The sequence below is a fragment of the Micromonospora sp. CPCC 205539 genome (assembly GCF_036906815.1).
In the GTDB taxonomy this organism is placed as follows: Bacteria; Actinomycetota; Actinomycetes; order Mycobacteriales; family Micromonosporaceae; genus Micromonospora.
In genome coordinates, this window is record NZ_JBAKHW010000038.1 from 13691 (window position 1) to 30138 (window position 16448).

12 protein-coding genes, 2 tRNA genes and 1 pseudogene are annotated in these 16448 nt (G+C 69.2%); 10 read left to right on the forward strand and 5 right to left on the reverse strand.

The genetic code is table 11. The features are described from left to right. Positions 1–2: 2 nt before the first annotated feature. Complete coding sequence (locus V6V47_RS26365; RefSeq protein ID WP_334631065.1) at positions 3–1220, reverse strand: HupE/UreJ family protein; 1218 nt, start codon at positions 1218–1220, stop codon at positions 3–5. Between the two features lie 181 nt (positions 1221–1401). On the opposite strand from V6V47_RS26365, the gene V6V47_RS26370 reads away from it, so the two are divergent. From V6V47_RS26370 to V6V47_RS26395, 6 genes are all read left to right on the forward strand, one after another. Further along, on the forward strand, positions 1402–2064 hold the full coding sequence (locus tag V6V47_RS26370) for a hypothetical protein (protein WP_334631066.1): 663 nt from the start codon (positions 1402–1404) through the stop codon (positions 2062–2064). Positions 2065–2239: 175 nt separating this feature from the next. Further along, positions 2240–4741: a hypothetical protein gene (locus V6V47_RS26375; RefSeq protein WP_334631067.1), complete on the forward strand. Its 2502-nt coding sequence runs from the start codon at positions 2240–2242 to the stop codon at positions 4739–4741. A gap of 194 nt (positions 4742–4935) precedes the next feature. Beyond that, positions 4936–7374 carry a hypothetical protein gene (locus tag V6V47_RS26380; RefSeq protein WP_334631068.1) on the forward strand — a complete coding sequence of 813 codons (2439 nt, stop codon included), beginning with the start codon at positions 4936–4938 and terminating at the stop codon, positions 7372–7374. Positions 7375–7435: 61 nt separating this feature from the next. Beyond that, the gene (locus tag V6V47_RS26385; protein ID WP_442934311.1) at positions 7436–7594 is read left to right on the forward strand and encodes a peptide deformylase; all 159 of its coding nucleotides are present in this window, start codon (positions 7436–7438) and stop codon (positions 7592–7594) included. Between the two features lie 134 nt (positions 7595–7728). Continuing rightward, positions 7729–9597: a hypothetical protein gene (locus tag V6V47_RS26390; protein WP_334631069.1), complete on the forward strand. Its 1869-nt coding sequence runs from the start codon at positions 7729–7731 to the stop codon at positions 9595–9597. Beyond that, entirely contained in the window at positions 9594–10100 is a 507-nt protein-coding gene (locus V6V47_RS26395) for a hypothetical protein (RefSeq protein WP_334631070.1), read from the forward strand. The genes V6V47_RS26390 and V6V47_RS26395 overlap by 4 nt, the downstream gene beginning before the upstream one ends. A 15-nt stretch (positions 10101–10115) precedes the next feature. Here the strand turns inward: V6V47_RS26395 and V6V47_RS26400 are convergent, their stop codons facing one another. Continuing rightward, positions 10116–10322: a hypothetical protein gene (locus tag V6V47_RS26400; protein ID WP_334631071.1), complete on the reverse strand. Its 207-nt coding sequence runs from the start codon at positions 10320–10322 to the stop codon at positions 10116–10118. Between the two features lie 212 nt (positions 10323–10534). On the opposite strand from V6V47_RS26400, the gene V6V47_RS26405 reads away from it, so the two are divergent. Next, positions 10535–10891, forward strand: a complete 357-nt coding sequence (locus V6V47_RS26405) for a YciI family protein (RefSeq protein ID WP_334631072.1) — start codon at positions 10535–10537, stop codon at positions 10889–10891. Further along, positions 10888–12111: pseudogene (locus tag V6V47_RS26410) on the forward strand (RNA polymerase sigma factor); the annotation flags it as partial. The gene V6V47_RS26405 and the pseudogene V6V47_RS26410, both read left to right, overlap by 4 nt. Before the next feature lie 658 nt (positions 12112–12769). Here the strand turns inward: V6V47_RS26410 and V6V47_RS26415 are convergent. Next, positions 12770–12842, reverse strand: a tRNA-Arg gene (locus V6V47_RS26415). 35 nt (positions 12843–12877) lie between these two features. Next, a tRNA-Ser gene (locus tag V6V47_RS26420) sits at positions 12878–12968 on the reverse strand. A 253-nt stretch (positions 12969–13221) separates the two neighbouring features. Between V6V47_RS26420 and V6V47_RS26425 the strand changes: the two genes are divergently transcribed. Beyond that, the gene (locus V6V47_RS26425) at positions 13222–14388 is read left to right on the forward strand and encodes a hypothetical protein (RefSeq protein WP_334631073.1); all 1167 of its coding nucleotides are present in this window, start codon (positions 13222–13224) and stop codon (positions 14386–14388) included. Between the two features lie 4 nt (positions 14389–14392). Here the strand turns inward: V6V47_RS26425 and V6V47_RS26430 are convergent, their stop codons facing one another. Beyond that, positions 14393–15163: a CPBP family intramembrane glutamic endopeptidase gene (locus tag V6V47_RS26430; protein WP_334631074.1), complete on the reverse strand. Its 771-nt coding sequence runs from the start codon at positions 15161–15163 to the stop codon at positions 14393–14395. A 146-nt stretch (positions 15164–15309) separates the two neighbouring features. Here V6V47_RS26430 and V6V47_RS26435 point away from each other — a divergent pair, with 146 nt between their 5' ends. Beyond that, positions 15310–16425 (forward strand): FAD-binding oxidoreductase, encoded by a 1116-nt coding sequence (locus V6V47_RS26435; protein ID WP_334631075.1) that lies wholly within the window; start codon positions 15310–15312, stop codon positions 16423–16425. Positions 16426–16448: the final 23 nt, after the last annotated feature.

Consider the following 16448-nt stretch of genomic DNA (forward strand, 5'->3'; position numbering starts at 1 on the left):
ACTCAGGCACCGGCCACACGTTGGACGAACCAGACCAGCCCCATAATGGACACCGCTGAAGAAACGACTCCGGTCGCCCAGAGGCCCACTTTCGGCGCCCGGCGTCGCAACATGATCAGCAGCGGGAAGACGGCGGCGATAATCGTCAACTGCACCACCTCGATACCGACGTTGAATACCAGCAGCGACCACAGCAGGGTCCACGACCACGCCTCGTCGATGCCCAGCGCTCCCGCGAAGCCCAGGCCGTGCACGAGGCCGAAGCAGAACACGACGCCGAGGCGGATCCAGCCGGCGCGGTCCAGGCTGAAGTGACCCCGTCCCGTCGTCTCGAGGTCGGTGGCGTGGTCGCCGCGCCGCCAGATGCCCCACAGGTGCCACCCGGCGACCACCGCGATCGACAACGCGATGACCGGCTCCACGATGCTCGCCGGCACGTCGACCAGGCCGAGGGCGGCGAGCATGAAGGTCACCGAGTGCGCCAGGGTGAAGCTGGTGGCGGCGAGCACGATCTCCCGCAGGCGCCGCGACCCGGCGATGAGCGCCAGCAGGAACAGGATGTGATCGATCCCGCCCAGCAGGTGCTCGGCGCCCAGGAGGAAGAACTCCTCGAACCGCTCGTACCACGCCTGGGCGGTGGAGAAGGAGGGGTTGGCGGCGTCGAGCGCCGCGCTACCCGAACGGTCGTCGATCTCGTACGTGACGATCGTCTTGGTGCCCTTGACGTAGCCCTCGCCGTCCGGGAACAGACCGCTGCGCACCTCGTGCTCGTCGGCCTGCTCGGGACAGGTCCAGTCGAGCAGCAGACCCGCGTACGGCACACCCTCACGCTCACCGATCGTCGCGGCGCCCACCTGGGTCGCCGTGCAGGCGGCACCTTGCGAGGTCACCGAGAAGCGGTCCGTCACGTACCCGATGACCGACGTCGGATGGCCACCGAGTGCTGCGGCCTGCGCGGCGCTGTCAGCCGCGTCGAACGCGGCGGTGCCCGCCTTGAAGAGCGGATCGTCGTGGCCGGAATCGGCAGCCGACACGACAAGGAGGTCGTATTCGAGCTCCAACGACGTGCGAATGTGACCCTCGTCTCCCGCGGTGATATTCGCGTAGACGGTCGACGAAAATCCGTGCGCCAACGCCGGTCCGGCGCTGAGAAAAGAGAACGCCGCCGCGGCGATCCCGACAACGGCGACGATAACGGTACGGCGGACGTGCCCTGACATGCGGCTCCCTCAGTTGGCCACTGCACGTTGCATGGCACGGGTGAACACGAGCCCGCCCGCCGACGAACCGCTGGGAAACAAAGCCCGAGAACGCCGTCCCGCCTATTGGGGGCGGCCGAAATTGGGATAGGAATACGCAGGAGTACGCGCACTTTCCGCCACCACTCGGAGGACGATCACCTTGCGCCCCCCGCTTCGGGCCGTTGCCATGCTGGCCGCGACCGCCGCGCTCGTCACCGGATGCGACTCCGGCGACGACTGGTCACGGCCGCACCCCGAGCCCAGCGCCATCGGCACTCTCGGCCCGGGGTTCCTCGGCTCCTCCGCCAAGCCCGCCCCCGAGTCCACCGTCACGCCGCAACCTGGCTCGTGGACCGGCGTCCACCCGCCGAAGGGCTACCGGGTGCTGCTGCTCACCACCGGCGACGAAGCCCCGACCAAGGCCCTCGTGACGGCGGTCAAGGACTGGGCCGACGACGAGCACGTCGACCTCCGGACGGTGGTCGTCGGCGATTCCCACGACGCCCTCCCCAGCATCACCAAGGCGATGGGATTGAGCCCGGACCTCATCGTCAGCGCGGGCAACGAGCTCATCGACCCCCTCGCGGTGGTCACTCCGAACCACCTCGCGCAGCAGTTCCTCGTGGTCGGCGCGGAGCTGGCCGAACCCACCGAGAACGTCACGGCGGTCGACTGGTCCGGCGCGTCCTTCCGGGGCGAAGGGCTCGGCATGTCCTCGACGTACGACCCCGCCTCGTTCACCGCTGAACGCTGCTCGGCTGCGATCAGGGCCGGTGCCGCCGCCGTACTCAACGACCTGACCGGAATCGTGATCTGGCTCTGACGACGCCATCCCGTATCAGCAATTCGGGGCACGCCCATGACCCGAAAACGGGGCCTCGTCGGTCGTACCGCCGTGCGATCCTTCTTCCGCGCGTTCGATCGAGGCACCCGTCACCTCATGGGGGACCCACTTGCGTACACCTTCGCGTCCTTATCGCCGGATCACGGCGTTGGTCGTGGCATCGACTCTCGGCTGCGGAGCGACTCTGGGGCTGACGGCCGCCCCGGCGGCCGCAGCAGTGAGCGCGCCGACCAACCTGCAGAACGCCGACCTGCCGTGTGCCGCCGCTGCGCCGGGGCCATACCTGAGCCCGGACCGGCTCAACGACGCCCGCGCCGTGGTGCTGAAGGGCACCTACAGCGGCACCGGCCAGAGCGCAGAGTTGCAGGCCGACTTCCAGGTCTGGGACGTCACCGACCCGGAGCACCCACAGCAGTGGCGCGACGGCGTCAACGAGGAGACCAACGAGGTCTACATCCAGCTCGAGGACGACTCGAGGCAGCTCGACGGCGTCACGTACGCCTGGCGGGTGCGCGTCCTCGACGGTACGGACGCGTCACCCTGGAGCAGCACGTGCCACTTCACCATCGACCGCAGCGGCGGCACGGTGCCCACCGTGGCCTCCACCGAATATCCCGCCGGCAGTTGGGGTGAGGCCCATGGCGCGATCGGTACGCCCGGGGTCTTCCGGTTCACCTCTACCAACGACGACACCGTCAAGTATCGCTACCGATTCGACTCCTCCGAGCTGACCGACGACGATGAGCAGCCCGAGTCCTTTGTCGACGCCCAAGGACTGGGCGGTGCGGCGACGGTCCCCTACACGCCGCGAGCGGCCGGCGCGCACTACCTCTCCGTCTACGCCATCGACCGGGCCGGAAACTACTCTCCGTGGGCGGTCAACTACGAGTTCCACGTCTCGGAGACTCGCCCGTCGATCTGGTCGGCCGCGTACCCGAACGGGAGCGTGAACCTGGACTACAACGTCGGCGTGCCCGGCGCGTTCGAGTTCACCGCCAACGTCGCGGACGCCGCGTCGTTCGTGTGGCGGATCGACGGGGGCGGGCCCTCGGGCACCGTGCCGGCAGACTCCGCCGGGAAGGCGACGGCGATGATCGCTCCGACCCGCGCCGGCCGGCAGACCCTCTACGTGCACAGCGTCACCCGTGACGGCACCGCCCACGCCCCTCGTGCATACCAGTTCCTCGTCGACAACGGCCCACTGATCACCGGTGACACGGACCGGGGCGTGACGATCGGTTCGTCGCTCACGTTCCACCTCGCGCCGCGGTCGCCGCGCGTCACGGCGTACCTCTACTGGCTGGTCCACCACAGCAGCACCGGTGAGCCGCCCGAGAAGATCACTGTTCCGGCTCGAGCCGACGGCACCGCCGACCTCACCTGGACGGCAACGGACTCCTCCGTCCTCGGCCTGAACATCCAGAGCCGAAGCGCGGACGGCACCTTGTCCGAGCCGCGCTGGAACTACGCCTCGGTCGACGGGGCGTCGCCGATGGTGAACGTGACCGGTGGCACCGACTTCGGCACCCCGGCCACCCTCACCGCCCGCAGCCTTATGGAGAACATCGTCGATTACGTGGCGACGTTCAACGGTGACGCGACCACCAGGCAGGTCCTCAAGCCAGCCGCCGATGGCGGGGTCACCTTCAGCTACACGGCGAAGAAGAGCGGCTACAACTACGTCAAGGTCGTCGCCCGCAACGCCGCCGGTGTGCAGAGCGACGAGGGCGGGATGTCGTGGTCAGTAACGGATGCGCCACGGGTCACGTCGACCGACTTCCCGTCGAGCGGCAGTGGCCGGCTCGCGACGGGCACGTTCAGCTTCACGCCGCGCCTGCCCGGCACGACCCGGTACGAGTACTCGATCAACTACGGATCAGTCGTGAGCATCGCGGCCCGACCAGACGGCACGGCGACGCTGAGCTGGACGCCGCCGGACGCCGGCCAGCACCTGCTGACCGTTCGCAGCGTCACGGCCGGCGGCATCCGTTCCTCGGAGACGCAGTACTACTTCACCATCGAGGCCGCCACGGTCAGCTCGGTGGCTCCGGCCGTCGTGGCACCGGGCGCGATCCGGACGATCACCATCGAGGGAACGCGGTTGGACCCGCGGGACACGGTCCAGGTGACGCCCGCGACGGGGCAGCCGCTGGCCGCGACGGTCAAGTCCGTCTCGGCTGACGGCACGACGATGACCGCCGAGGTCAACCTGGCCACCGCGCCCGCCGGCCCGGCCAGCCTGAGCCTGCGACCGTACGGGGCGAGCCAGCCGGTCGTCGTGGACGACGCCTTCACCATCAACCCACCCTTGGCGCTGCGTACGGCCACCGCGCCGACGATCACCGGACGCGTGGCTGTCGGCGGGACTGTCCGGGCGAAGCCGGGCGAGTGGACGCCGACGGCGACGGCCTACCGCTACCAGTGGTCGGCGAACGGCGTCGCCATCACGGGCGCGACCGCGGCAACGCTCAGGGTCACTCCCGGGCTGCTGGGAAAGCGGCTCACCGTCGCCGTGACCGCCAGCCGAGCCGGCTTCACCTCGACCACGGTCACCTCCGCCGCCACGGCAGCGGTCGCCGAGGGCCCGACACCCCCTCGACCGACGACCACGGGGCCAACTGTGCCGTGGCTGGAGCCGCGTTCCCGTCAGCGATGACCTGATCTGATCTCTGGACATGGCGGCGCCCTCCGGGGCGCCGCCATGTCATGTCCTGCGTTCCATTCACCCAAGCGGAGACCTACTTGCGCACTCCTTCGACCGTTCACCGCCGGATCACGGCGCTGGTCGTGGCAACAGCACTCACCTGTGGGGCGACACTGGGGCTCACGGCCGCATCGGCAGCCGCGGCAGTGGGCACACCGACCAACCTCAGGACCGCCGGTCAGCCGTGCGTCTCCGATGCGCCGGGGCCCTATCTGAGCCCGGCGGGACTCGGTATCGCCCAGGCCGTCTCGCTACAGGGCACCTTCAGCCGCACGCCCGGGGGCACCAGGTTGCAGGCCGACTTCCAGGTATGGGACGTCGCCGACCCGGAGCACCCGCAGCAGTGGCTCCGCGACGTCGGCGAGCAGGGCACCGAGGCCTACGTCCAACTCGAAGACGACTCGAAGCAGCTCGACGGCGTCACGTACGCCTGGCGGGTGCGCGTCCTCGACGGCTCGGCCGCCACGCCCTGGAGCAGCACGTGCCACTTCACCATCGACCGCAGCGGAGGGCCGGCACCGACGATCACCTCCACCGACTATCCCGCCATGGGGTGGGGAGGCACCGGCGCGATCGGCGTCCCCGGTGCGTTCAGGCTGACCCCGGCCTCCGACGACACCGTCAAGTATCTCTACACGTTCTATGCGAGTGAGCTTCCCGACGAACGCGCGGAACTCACCGTGGATGCCGAAGGGCTCGGCGGACCGGCGACCCTGCACTGGACACCCCGGGTAGCGAATCACCACTCGCTCAGCGTCTACGCCATCGACCGGGCGGGAAACAGGTCTGAGTTGGTCTCCCACCAGTACTACGTGAAGGAGACCCGCCCGTCGGTCTGGTCGACCGCGTACCCGCAATCGACGCCGAATCCGAACTACAACGTCGGTGTGCCCGGTGCGTTCGAACTCACCAGCATGGTCGGTGAGACGACGTCCTTCGGGTGGCGGATCGATGAGGACGGGCCCTCGGGCACCGTGCCGGCAACCGCCAACGGGACAGCAACGGCGATGATCGCCCCGGCCCGGGGTGGCTGGCAGACCCTCTACGTGCACAGCGTCACCCGCGACGGCAGAGCGCACGCCCCGCGCGCCTACACGTTCCTCGTCGACAACGCACCGATCGTCACCCGCGACACGAACGGGACGGTGACGATCGGCTCCTCGCTCACGTTGCACCTCGCACCCCGGGCGCCGAACGTCGAGGCGTACCTCTACTGGCCGGAATACTCGGGCCTGGACGATCGGCCCGTCGAGAAGGTCACCGTTCCAGCTCGTGCCGACGGCACCGCCGACCTCGTCTGGACGGCCACCGAAGCCGACCTCGACGGCCTGCGCATCCAGAGCCGAAGTGCGGACGGCGCCCTGTCACATTCGAGTTGGCAAGCCATCTCGGTCGACGACGGAATGCCGACGGTGACCCGCACCGGCGGCACCGACTTCGGGACGCGGGCGACCTTCACGGCCCGTACCACGATGTCGAATGTCGCCGAATACGTGGCGACGATGAACAGTGACGAGGCCACCAAGCAGGTGCTCACGCCAGCCGCCGACGGGAGCGTCACCTTCAGCTTCACGTCGACGAAGCTCGGCCACAACTACGTCCAGGTGGTCGCCCGCAACGCCGCCGGCGTGCAGACCGAGGAGGGCAGCGACGCCTGGACGGTGACGGACGGACCTCGGGTCAGCTCGACCGACTTCCCGACGACCAGGAACGGCCGAGTCGCCCCGGGCACGTTCAGCTTCACGCCACGCATGCCCGGCACGACCGCGTACGAGTACGCGTTCAACTTCGGGTCGTACACCCGCATGGCGGCCGGGCCCGACGGCGATGCGACGCTGACCTGGACGCCGCCGGGCGGCGGCACGTACGTCCTGACCGTTCGCAGCGTCACGGCCGGCGGCACTCGCTCCATGACCACGCAGTACGGATTCGTCGTCGAGGCCGACGTCGTCAGGGTCACCTCGGTGTCTCCGGCCATCGTGGCCCCGGGCGCGGTCCGGACGATCACCATCAAGGGCACCAGGCTGGATACGCGGGACACGGTCCAGGTGGCCCCCGCGACGGGGCAACCGCTGGCCACCACGGTCAAGGCCGTCTCCGCCGACGGCACGACGATGACCGCCGAGATCGACCTCACCACCGCGCCGGCCGGGCCGGCCACCCTCACCCTGCACCCGCACGACGGAAGCCGACCGGTGGTTGTCGACGAGGCCTTCACCATCAGCCCACCCCTGACGCTTCGCGTGACCAAACCGCCGACGATCAGCGGACGACTGGTCGTCGGGGGCACCGTCACGGCGAATCCGGGCGGATGGACGCCGACGCCAACGAGCTACCAGTACCAGTGGTGGGCGGATGGCGTTCTCATCACCGGCGCGACCGGCGCAACGCTGAGAATCACCCCAACGCTGTCCGGAAAGCGGCTCAGCGTCGCGGTCACGGCCATCCGCAGCGGCTACACCTCCGTCAGGGTCACCTCGGCCACCACGGCCGCGATCGCCCACAGCGGCAGGATTCCTCCTCCGCCGACCAAAGGCCGTCGGTTGACGACCACACCGACGCCGCGCTCAATTCCGGCGGCCTGATCAGCGAAAGGGCGGCGCCTTCCGTGCGCCGCCCTTTCGCTGTGCGAGCGTCCGGCAGCACATGCTCGCGCGCTGCGTTCAGCACGAGACCGATCACCTGGACGGTGTGCTGTTCATCGACCGGCAGGACCCCGACCGGCAGCAGCGGATCATCTCGACGTTGCGTGCCGCCGCCTGGGCGGACGGCCAGGAAATCGTCGTCAAGGCAAGCCCACACTGACGAGGTGCAGCGCCAGAGTCTGGACCAATGCATCCGTCTGGAGGATGTGAACTACCTCACCTTCCGCAAGGCTGACGCTACCCAACGAAACGAAGCCTCGGTGCCACTGATCGTTGCGGGAGGGGTTGGTACGGGTGGACGGTGCCAGACCGGCGACGAGAGCGATCGCCAATCTGATCCTGGCAGCGCTGCTGGTTGCCGTAGCCGTCGTGGACGGGCTCGCGAGCTGGCTGACGCCTGCGATGCTGGAGCGTCCGGGGTGGCCCGACGAGTCAACCGTGCGGATTGGCGCAATCGCTCTCGCGGTGGTTCTCATCTGGCTCGCTCGGCGGTCGACGAAACGCCACTGGAGGGCACAGCAGCGCTTCGAGGAGGCCCCGGGCAAGCCGCTGATCGATCCGGAGGACCGAAGGACGGCCGACCGTGAGATCCACGAGGCGATGGTCCGGATCAGCAAGAAGTACCCGAGTTCGTCGATCAGGCTGTTCGGACAGATGCTGGTGGAGCCGGCTCGCTACCAGGTGCGGGTGACTGACGAAGTTGAGCCGGTGGGCGACTGCCTTCGGGTCACCGTGTCGACGACGTACACCAGTTCACTGGACGACCTGGCCGAGCTGAGACGCCAGGCCGGCGAGTCGATTCCCACCCAACGAGGAGTCAGTACACCTGCGCTGGTTGGGCCCAGACTTCCGTCGTCGCAGGCAGCCAGACCGGGACGACCCGACGGCAACTCCAGCGGCGCCCACGCGCCTGCCGCCGTGTTGACGATGACCGATGATCGGAATGGTGCGGAGCCGAGACTCATCCTGGTGCCGATGATTACCGCCACCAAGGGCACGATGATGGACAATGTGGACACCTCCGACGGTGACGGCAGTGCCCTACCGTTTCTGTCTCAGGAAGATGCCCGGGGGGTGGTGGCACACGTCGTGCAGGCCGAGTTCGAGAAGACATTCGGCCAGGACCACCTGTCGGTGCTCTACGCGCTGCTGCGGCTCGTTTTCCGGCAGGGCCGCGTACGCCTGGCGGAGGCCTACACGTACTTCGACCGGGCGGTGGCATCGGTACGGAATTCCGCCGACGAGGAGCAACTGACCAAGCTGCGGCAAACGTGCGCGTTCCTGGTTCGCAACTACGTCATCGTCGCCGAGGCACCCCCGCCGACCGGCTACAAATGGGTTCTGAGATACACGAAGACCATCCCGATGTACGGGCGGGTCTCCACTCCCGGACGCCGGCGCCGGGTCAGGTACGGCCTTCAGCCGAATTCGTTCGTCATCCCGCTCAACCTGCCCTTCACCACCAACAGCTACCACTTCCGTATGCAGGCTGGCCCGAACAGTTACGTGAAGGCGCACTACGTCCAATCCGCGAAGACGGGCAAGACCATCCAGCAGGACGCGATCAAGAAGCTGAGCAAGCAGGCGTACCTGAGGGTTCGCCACCAGCAGGCCCTGCCATACGCGCACCTCTACACGCGGCGCTTCGACACCTGCAAGCCGAAGGACCTGGTCATGCAGGTCATCTTCGACGAGGTGCCCCCTGGCGCACTCGGGCTCACATGCTGGCTCGCCACCCTCTCGGCGTTCGTGATCACCGTTCTCGCGTTCATGGTGCCGAACAACGCTTCGGGTGTGTCCGGCGACGTTCTGGCCTTCCTCCTCGCGATCTCCCCGGTCGCCGCCAGTTTCGTCGGATACTCGATGGAGAAGCTCCAACGGTCCTCACTGACCACGCTCGCCGGCCTCCTCATCATCGGCCTGACCTCGGTCGCTGCCGCCCTCCTGTACGTGCGAGAGGCACCGGCGCGGATGATTCAGACGGTTGGCCCTCCGGCGCTTGATCCGCTGATCGGTCATGTTCTTGTCAATGTCGGTGTGTTGTCTGTCGGCCTCGCTGCGATCATCAATGCCTTGTATCTACGCTGGCGTCTCAGGGATGAGTTGACCCACTACCTCCGACTTCTGACGACCAAGAACACCACGGCGAGGATGTTCCGATGACCGATGCGCACGAAGGAGAAGCAGCGTCGTCGACCCCCGCTGAGGCCGATCCGAAGGACGACCTGACCCTCGACATGGACGAGAAACCAGGTGTCGGTCAAGAGCTACTCGAGTCGCTGCCCCACAACGCCGTCGTCGCTTACCGTGGCGAGCCGACGGCGTCCGAGCGGGCGATGCTCTCCTGGCAGATGACCGACCAGGAGCGGTACGAGTTCGCCGCTGGCGTGGAGCGCGTCAGTGACCGGCTGCGCCACATGACCCCCCAACAGACTGAGGACTTCCTCGTGGCGTTGGACGAGGAGACCAGGCGGCTGAACCTGGACCTTGAGATCCACAGCGAAGACGCGCCGGGCTCCCAGGATGAGGCGACCCCCTCGCCTACAGCGGACCGGTCAGCCAATCCACCGCACCACAGCAACGCCCAGCCCCGCCGCAGGTTGAACCCGACCAAGTTCCTGCCCGGCCTCTTGAGCCGCGTAAGCGGTCGCATTGCCGAAGGCTGAACCTGGGACCTGGGACTAACGGACGAGTTCACCCAGCGCCCAGATGGTCAGACCGGCCAACATCACGACCGCGACACCAGCGGCGATCCGCGAGGTGCGCAACGCCGCGGCCGGCCGGGCAGACAGCCGGTACGTGGCAACCGTGTACATGGCGACGGTGCTGGCCACCAGCTCGACAATCCACGCAGCAAGCAGCAACGCCTCGTTCAGTGGTAACGCCACGGCGCACCTCCCGACGGATATCCCCGCCAGCCCAGTGAACGCCCAGCACCCTGATGGCCGGGCAACCGCATCGTGAACAATGGATGGCCAACCAGAGCATCCTGCCGTCCACCCTACGAAAACTGTTCCCTCGGTTTGTCGATCGGAGAACGGTTCGGCTCGTCGGAGAGGTAGGCGGGCCCGGCAGGGCTTCACACGACGGGATGCACGACATGGCGAAGTACCTGATCCTCATCTACGGCGACGAGCGGCAGTGGGCCGCCATGTCCCCCCAGGAGATGCAGGAGCGTGACGAGGCCCATGGCGCCTTCTACGCCGCTGCCGGCCCGGCCGTGCTCGACGGCCAGGAACTGGAGCCGGCGACCATCGCGACAACCCTGCGCACGGACAGAGCCGGTCGGCTGACCACCACTGATGGGCCCTTCCTGGAGACCAAGGAGGCCGTGGGCGGCTACTACCTGATCGAAGCCGCTGACCTCGACGAGGTGATCGGTCTGGCCTCCCAGCTGTACGAAGTCTCCGCCGGCCACAGCGGGGTGGAGATCCGACCGGTGGTCGATCACGGATGAGCGCCGAGGCCGTCGCGGCCGTCGCGCAGGCGCACCGCCGCGACTGGGCCCACGTGTTGGCCGCGACGGCACGCCTGACCCGGGACCTCGATCTCGCGGAGGAGTGCACCCAGGACGCCTACGCCCAGGCGCTACAGACCTGGACGCAGATCGGCATCCCCGATCGCCCCGGTGCGTGGCTCACGACCACTGCCCGCAACCGGGCACGGGATGTGCTGCGTCGGGAGTCGGTGCTGCGTCGGGCCCTACCGCTGCTCGTACCCGAACAGTCGGCGCCCGGCCCCGAGGACGGCCTCGACGACGACCGCCTGCGACTCGTCTTCACCTGCTGTCACCCGGCCCTGTCCCGCGACGCTCAGGTCGCGCTGACGCTTCGCCTGGTGTGTGGCCTCTCCACGGCCGAGGTGGCCCGCGCGTTCCTGGTGCCGGAGCCCACCATGGCCGCGCGGATCACCCGGGCCAAGAAGAAGATCACCAACGCCCGTATTCCGTACCGCGTGCCGCCGCCCGACCACCTCGCCGAACGCGTCAGCGCCGTCCTCGGAGTCGTGCATCTGATCTTCACCACCGGCCACACGGCGCCGACCGGCGCGCATCTTGTCCGCCGCGATCTGGTGGACAGCGCAATCGGCCTCGCCCGCATGCTGCGCCTGCTCATGCCGAACGACGCCGAGATCAGCGGCCTACTCGCGCTGCTGCTGCTCATTCACGCGCGCGCCGACAGCCGCCTGTCCGCCACCGGGCGGCTGCAACTGCTCTCGGAGCAGGACCGCGGGCGCTGGGACACCCGGCTGATCAGCGAGGGCGTCGCCCTGCTGACCGATGCGCTGCGCCGACAGCCGCCAACGCGGTACGCGGTCGAGGCGGCTATCGCCGCCGTCCATGCCGAGGCGCCAACCTGGCAGGACACCGACTGGGCGGAGATCGTCGGGCTCTACGACGTCCTGCTCCAGCTCTGGCCCTCCCCGGTGGTCGAGCTCAACCGTGCCGTGGCCGTCGGTCTGCGCGACGGTCCGCAGGCCGGCCTCGACGCGCTGACACCGCTGCTCGCCGAGCCGGCGTTGGCCACCTACGGCTACCTCAGCGCCGCCCGCGCGGACTTCCTGCGCCAACTGGAGCAGTGGGCGCAGGCGGCCGACGCGTACCGGGAGGCCCTGGCCCTCACCGACAACGACGTCGAACGCGCCTTCCTCACCGAACGGCTCAGCGACGTCCAGCGCGTACCGGCCGGCGAAGATCGGCCCAGAGGAGGCGTACCGATGAGAGGTGACGAGCGCGAGCCGGTCGCGGTGTCCCGGCGGATCGCCGCGCCGGCGGCCGACATCTTCCGCATCCTCGCGGATCCTCGGCGACACACCGATCTCGACGGCTCCGGGATGTTGCGGGGCGCCGTATCGGACGGGGTGGTCTCCGCGGTCGGCGACGTCTTCGTGATGAGGATGCACTACCCGCCGTACGGCGACTACGAGATGAGCAACCACGTCGTCGAGTACGAGGCGAACCGGCGCATCGGCTGGAGACCGGAACCGGGCCGGGGCCACCCGGACACCGCGCCCGCCACCGCGACTCCAACGCGATGGGGGCACCGGTGGACGTACGAGCTGACCCCCGACGGCCCGGATGCGACCATCGTGACCGAAACCTACGACTGTTCCGAGGCGCCAGGAGACAAGCAGGCGTCGATGGATGGCGGCCGCATCTGGATCAGCAGCATGACCGGGACGCTGGAACGACTGGACGCGCTTTGCGCCAGAGAGCGCGGTTAGGTCGACAGCTCAAAGCGTGCCGCTTTTCTGGAGGACCCAATGGGACAAGAAAACGCCCCACCGGTCGACTCTCGTCGGTGACCGGTGGGGCGTTCTGCCTGCTCAAACTCTGTGCGCCCGAAGGGACTCGAACCCCTAACCTTCTGATCCGTAGTCAGATGCTCTATCCATTGAGCTACGGGCGCTTGTGCTCAGCCAGTGTACACACCCGGCTTTCGCGCGGAGACTCCGGGATTCGAACCCGGGAGGGGCTTTAAGACCCCAACCGCATTAGCAGTGCGGCGCCATAGACCAGACTAGGCGAAGTCTCCCTGGTGGCCCTCAGACCACCGCGCCCGAGGATACAGGTCATCACCCACCGGGAGCAAAGCGACTTCCGAGGTACGCCCGCGAGCGCTGCCGCCACTCGTGTTTCCCCGCTGTGCGGCGGCGTGATCGGGACTACGCTCCATCGATATGCAGGAGCAGCCGCCCAGCGAGTCGACCCGCCGCGAGCCTGTTGACCGTGCGCGCCGGCGCCCTCCGCGAGCGACCTTCACACCACCGCCGGCTGCCGAGCCGCCCGTGGAGAAGACGGTGCCGGCTCCCGAGCCGACGGACGCCCCGGCCAGCCCGCGCCCTCGACGTGCCAAGGCCGCCCCGGCGGTGCTCTTTCAACCACCGGACCCGGACCAGCCCCTCCCTCGGCAGCCGAGCCCTGCGAACACTCCGGTGGCCGTCGAGCAGTCAGGCCCGGTGGACGCTCCGGCTGTGGCCGTCGAGCCGCTGGCTGACCCTCCGGCCCGGACGCCGAAGCCCCGAGCCAGCCGGACCGCCCCGGCGCGCAAGGCCGCCGTCCCGAAGGCCGCCGCAGCAGAGCAGGCCGGGACGTCGACCGAGGCAGCCGTCACCACCCCACCGTCAGCCAACGTGACGTCGACCACTCCTGCGGCGACCCCAACCAAGCGCACGCCGACCAAGCGAGCCGCGACCGCACGGAAGACCGCCCCGAAGAAGGCGGTCGTCGCACCAGAGCCCGTGGCCGCGCAAGCCCCCGAGCAGCCAGCGCCGGTCGGGAGGGACGTCGGGCGCGAGGTGGCTTTGACGCGTACCCCGGAATCGGAGCTGCGGGCGGTGACCGCGCGCCTGCTCGACCACCCGGGCTTCGCGCCGGAGCTGTTGGCTCTGGCCGCGGTGCGGGCGCTCGGCCCCGGCGCGGGCGACTGGGCCGAGCGGCTGCGGGCCCGCTACCCGGATGCTTCGGCGGACGGTCTGGCCCGGCTGGCCAGCCGGCGGTTCGTCCGGTCGGCGGGTGTTGGCGGGGCGGCTGCCGCGTTGGCCGGGCTCTTCGCGCCGGTGGCCGAGTTGGCGGCGGTGCTCTGGACCCAGGCGAACCTGGTGCTGCACCTGGCGGCGGCGTACGGCCGGGATCCGGCGCACCCCGACCGGGCGGTGGAGCTGCTGGTGCTGACCCAGGTGCACCCGGACGCGACGAGTGCGCGTACCGCGTTGGCGGCCGCGCGGGCGGCGGACGGCCCGGGTGACGCGGCCTGGCCGCGGGCGGCGGAGGCCGCGTGGAGGCTGGCCGCGCCGCTGACGGCGCAGGCCGGCGGGTGGCTCGCGTTGCGGCTGGCGTCCCGGCTGCTGCCGGGCGCGGCGGTGCTCGCCGCGGCGCTGGGTGATGCCGCGGCGGCCGACCGGCTCGCGGCTCGAGCGGTGGCCGCCTACCGGGGGACACCGGCCGGGCGCTGACCGCTCAGAGCCAGGTGAACCAGTCACGGGGCAGCAGCGCGTAGCCGACGAAGGCGACCACGTCGAGCACCGTGTGGGCGATGATCAGCGGCAGCACCCGTCGGGTCCGCAGGTAGAAGAGGCTGAACACGACGCCCATCACCGCGTTGCCGACGAACGCGCCGAAGCCCTGGTAGAGGTGGTATGAGCCGCGCAGCAGCGCGCTGGCCGCGATGATCGCGGCCAGCTTCCACTGGAGCTGACGCAGCCGGGTGACCAGGTAGCCGACCACGATCACCTCCTCCAGCACGGCGTTCTGCACGGCGGCGAGGATCAGCACCGGGACCGCCCACCAGACCTCCGGCAGCGAGGCCGGCACGAGCGTGGCGTTGAGGCCGAGGTGAGCCGCCACCCAGAACAGGGCCAGCCCGGGCAGGCCGATCACCGCCGCCAGGCCGGCACCACGGGCCAGGTCCTGGCCGGGTCGCCGGGCGTCCAGGCCGAGGGTCCGCGCCGGGTCGCCGGGGTCGCGGCTGAGCAGGTGTACGGCGAGCAGCACGGGCAGCAGCGCGAAGACGATGCCGAGTAGCTGGTACGTCAGGTCCAGCCAGGGGCGGGCCGAGGCCGAGGTGTTCAGCGACGCGGTCTGCTTGGAGAGCGGCCCGTCGGCGGTCAGCTTCGCGATGATCGAGACGACCGCGTAGACGGCGGATTGGCCGAGGGAGAGGCCGAGGACCAGCAGCGTCTCGGTCCCGAGCAGTCGGCGGGACACCGGGCGGGTCAGCTCAACGGTCACCGCACCACTCTGCCCGACGGGTGGCACCGGTGGCATGGCCGACCGGCTCGCGTGAGCCGATCGCACATTCTGTGCGACCAGTGCACACGCTCCGTGGACATTCTATGGGCGCCCGATCCGCTGCCGTCTGGAGAAGGAGCGCCCACGTGGAGAACATCGCGCGGCTGCTGAAGGAGAGCTGGGCCCTGGTCGAGGGAGACCGGGCCCGGCTGGGCGATCACTTCTACGCACGGCTCTTCCTGCTCGACCCGGCTCTGCGGCAGCTCTTCCCGGTGCAGATGGCCGGCCAGAGCGATCGCCTGTTGGAAGCGATCATCACGGCGATCCACACCGTCGACGACCCGGAGAGTTTCGACGAGTTCCTCCGGTCGTTGGGCCGCGACCACCGTAAATACCACGTGGCCGACCAGCACTACGCGACAGTGGGGGTGGCTCTGTTGGACGCGCTGCGCAGCATCGCTGGCGACGGCTGGAACCTGGAGTACGACCTGGCGTGGCGGGACGCGTACGCGGCGATCTCGGTGAAGATGGCGGCCGGTGCGGCGGACGACGACAACCCGCCGTTCTGGCACGCGGAGGTGCTGACCCACGAGCGGTACGGTCCGGACACCGCGGTGCTGACCTGCCGGGCGTTGCAGCACCCGCTGCGGTGGCGGGCGGGCCAGTACGTCAGCCTGGAGGTGCCGCGCTATCACCCGAGGGTGTGGCGGAACTATTCGGTGGCGAACGCCCCGAACGACGACAACGTGCTGGAGTTCCACGTGCGGACCCCGGGCGCGGGGTGGGTGTCGGGGGCTCTCGTCCGTCGGGTGAAGCCCGGGCACCTGCTGCGGCTGGCCGCGCCGATGGGGTCGATGACCTTGGACCGGGCTTCGGAGCGGGACATCCTCTGCGTCGCCGGCGGCGTCGGGTTGGCGCCGATCAAAGCGCTGGTGGAGGAGCTGGCCAGCTACAACCGGACCCGGTGGGTGCATGTCTTCTACGGCGCCCGGCAGGCAGCGGACCTGTACGGGTTGGCCGGGCTGCAGGAGCTGGTGGCCGCGCATCCGTGGTTGTCCGTCACCGCGGCGTGCAGCGACGACCCGGACTTCGACGGCGAGCAGGGCGACATCTCGGACGTGGTGGCCCGGTACGGCCCGTGGACGACGCACGACTGCTACGTCTCCGGATCAGGGCGGATGGTCCGGTCCACGCTGCGGGTGCTGGCCTCGGACGAGGTGCCACCGCCACAGATCCGCTACGACACCTTCGGTGACCTCTAGACGTTCCTCCCCCCACACCGGGG